5 protein-coding genes are annotated in these 3,176 nt (G+C 59.4%); all 5 read left to right on the forward strand.

Annotation, left to right across the window (positions count from 1 at the left end; genetic code table 11):
- Positions 1–263: 263 nt before the first annotated feature.
- A complete protein-coding gene (locus tag ML342_RS11450; protein ID WP_240127155.1) occupies positions 264–497 on the forward strand; it encodes a hypothetical protein in 234 nt (77 codons plus the stop codon).
- The gene (locus ML342_RS11455) at positions 494–1,486 is read left to right on the forward strand and encodes a hypothetical protein (protein WP_240127156.1); all 993 of its coding nucleotides are present in this window, start codon (positions 494–496) and stop codon (positions 1,484–1,486) included. The genes ML342_RS11450 and ML342_RS11455 overlap by 4 nt, the downstream gene beginning before the upstream one ends.
- Entirely contained in the window at positions 1,483–2,418 is a 936-nt protein-coding gene (locus ML342_RS11460) for a hypothetical protein (RefSeq protein WP_240127157.1), read from the forward strand. The genes ML342_RS11455 and ML342_RS11460 overlap by 4 nt, the downstream gene beginning before the upstream one ends.
- A 15-nt stretch (positions 2,419–2,433) precedes the next feature.
- Positions 2,434–2,739 (forward strand): hypothetical protein, encoded by a 306-nt coding sequence (locus ML342_RS11465; RefSeq protein WP_240127158.1) that lies wholly within the window; start codon positions 2,434–2,436, stop codon positions 2,737–2,739.
- An 8-nt stretch (positions 2,740–2,747) separates the two neighbouring features.
- The coding region (locus ML342_RS11470; RefSeq protein ID WP_240127159.1) for a transposase at positions 2,748–3,176 on the forward strand (429 nt) is incomplete at its 3' end.

The following is a 3,176-nucleotide window of genomic DNA, read 5'->3' on the forward strand; positions in this document are numbered from 1 at the left end:
GCCTCGGGTGCCCGCCAAGGCGGCGATCACGGGGCTTGGCGGCCCCGAGAACCCCGAACCGAGTGACGCGGGCGCCCTTATTTCGTTCAGCTCTCGGAAATGGGGTTTTGCGAAGTGCCCTCAGGTGGCCGTATGCTCGGCGGTGGGCGACGCACATCCTGCGACTGGCGGCTGAGGGTCGGGGCTAATCAGGTACCGGGTTGGCTTCGGCGGCAGGCCGACTGAGGTTCGGCTGCGAGATACTGTGAAGGGAGGCAGAGAATATGTTTGAAGAACTCACGATGAGCCAATTGCGCTCGCAGATTGAGCAACATCTCCTGATGGTTGAGGAGGTGCTAGGCGGCATGGACACCTTCATTCAGCGGCTGGAAAAGCGCGTTTCAAGAATCGAAGAAGGATTGGGGCTCGAGCCGGAAGGTATTTCCGCATCGGGTTGGGTCGCTGATTTGCAGCGGGTCAAATCGGAGTTGTCCGCGATTCGCAATGCGGTTAAATGATCATGAACGCCATAACCTCCACCAGGCTTGGCCGGCTGAGCAGCCACTACGGAGACGTTGGTGGTCGGCCTGCCGGTGAGCGGTTCTACGATGCCTTTCAGCGGTATCTGAAGGCCAATCGGGAATCGCTCTTTGACCTGACACTAGCCGCTGCGTCTGCAGAAGTATTTCTTGATCGCGGCATCGACGATATTGATCCTCGTCTCGTTGAGGCGATTCGTGTCACGAATCCGTCGCTGTCCGACGAGCATTTGTTCGGGCTGAGTGGCGAGGAGTTGCAAGGGGCTGTCAATACCGCCAAGGGCAAGTACTTCGAGTATCTGGTCGCCGATCGCTTGAACGCTGGTGAGCAGGTGGGTCCCGTTCTGCTTCCAGATGGTTATCACGCCGTTTTGGCAGACTCCCCGAATCAACCTGGCTGGGATATGCGAATCGTCGGTCCCGACGGGGCCACAGCAGATTATTTGCAGCTAAAGGCCACGGACAGTGCGGGTTACATTCAAGAGGCGCTGCATCGCTACCCTGACATTGAAATCCTGGCCACCCATGAGGTCGCCCACTCCGGTCTGGTGTTGGATAGCGGAATCACTGAGAGCGACTTGCACGATCAAGTCTCGTCAGCCCTCGATGTCATGGATGACTCGGTGACCGAGCGCTTCCTCGACTATTTCAGTCCGCTCTTCCCTCTGGTGGCTATCGCCACCTGGGAGGGATACAAGGTTTCTGTCGGGCAGCAATCACTCGACAAATTCAAACTTGCAATCGCCCGACGAGGGCAGCGTATCGTCGCTGCAAATTTGGCCGGAGCAGCCGTCTATGCCGTTGGCGGCGGATTGCTGGCCATACCAGCGGCATTTGCCGGAGGTCTCCTGTTCGACCGGTACTGGAATCAGGAGGCGATCCTCACCTCGTATCGTGCCGATACCAACCGACTGCTGTCGATGCGCCTGGCTCAGCAAAGCCGGCTGCTTTCAGGGGAAGCGTTATGAGCTTCTTTGACCGCCTTGCCAATGGCCTCGGGACGTTGCTCGGAGTGCTCGTCGACACCACCGTTCAGGTGATTTCAGGGATCAAGCGAGGCTACGAAGCCTACAAGCGCCAGGGCGGTGCCACCGGCGCGGAGGTCGTCGATGAAATCACGCGCAAGAAGGACCGCCTGCGTTCGGTCAACGACGAGATCATGCATCTGCGGAACCAGCGCATGTCGAGCGGCAGTCTCAGTGACCGCGCGCGCAAGCGGTGGGAAGACCTGCGGGCCGAGCGCGACCAACTTCTCTCTGAGCTCAATCAGGGCAAGGAGGTGCGTGCCGCCGAAAAGATCTTCGAGACGGAGAGCGTCATCGACAAGGTTGAGATCGGCCTGGAGACGACGCATGTCCTGCAGTACAACGCGTTCGCTGACACCCTTGGCAAGCAATGTCGCGTCTGCGGGCGTCCCATGAAATTGCAGTGGAAGCGTGATCTCTCCGTGGTGGAGCCCAAGGATTTCTACTGGGGCTGCACGGGATGGTACGTGGTGCAGGGCGATCGTCGGGCTTGCACGCATACCGAGAAACTGCAGAGAAACGACTACGGATTGATGACGGATACCACCGCACCGGAGTTTTCGATGACGGCTGAGGAGTTCGGCATCATCCTCACCGACAAGGGCACGGAAAAGATCATCGATACCCGACTCAATGACCTCAAGTCGGATTTGAATTCAGGCCATCGTGGGGTCGAACTGGCTACGTGTCCGGTTCACGGAGAAAACATGGTGTTGCGACGAAAGCAGAACGCGACTGGGCTTCTGGACGCGTACTTTCTCGCCTGCCCTTACTGGCAGCCCAACAACGCAGGCTGCACATTCATTGAGAAGTTGAAGTCGGGCTCCCAGCTTGCGGCGCTTCTGAAATCCGAGACTGGTCGCGGCGTCTTGTGATGAAGATTGAACCAAATGGACGCCATGCCTACTGAAACCCATTCATTCCCAAGTGACTTTTACCTGCTTTTCGAAGACGCGCTGGACGTCGTGCTGGAGTTTCCGGTTGAAGATGATTCCGGCGGCCCCTTCTGGAATGACGACGGGCAACTCGATCTCGTGCGCTGCAAAGAATGGGACCAGGAAGAGGTTGGCGTTGTCCCTCTCGGCAGAAATCGTTATCGGCTTGCCGAACGACAGCTGGGACCGTTTTCTGGAATCAGGCTGTACTGGGCACTTCTCGAAACCTCCCTCCCCCTTGCAGCCCGTAAGCCGGCATGATGGCGCCCATGAGCACACCGCGCATCAAGCCCTCGTCCTTCTGGCGCTCTCAACCCGGCGCTGACCTGTTCGTGCAAGACCAGCGTCAAGCCAAGCTCGGCGGCTTCATCGCCAACCTGGCGGCGATGGACGAACTGATCGACTTTGCGGCCATTGCCGCCCGGGTGGACGCCGCCTGCCCGGGTGCCGATCGCCGCAAGGGCGGACGCCCGCCGTACCCCACCGAGGTGATGGTGCGGCTGCTGTTCATCCAATCGCTGTACAACCTCAGCGACGAGGACTGCGAGTACCAGGTGCTGGACCGCATGAGCTTGCCGCACTTCTGCCGCCTGGACGGAGCACTGCACATCCCCGATGCGCGCACGCTGTGGAGTTTCAAGCAGCGCTTGGCCCAAGGCGGTCTGGGCGGCCGCGCCATCTTCGAGGCGGTGAGCCTG

This window comes from Thermomonas alba (genome assembly GCF_022419205.1).
Classification (GTDB): domain Bacteria; phylum Pseudomonadota; class Gammaproteobacteria; order Xanthomonadales; family Xanthomonadaceae; genus Thermomonas; species Thermomonas alba.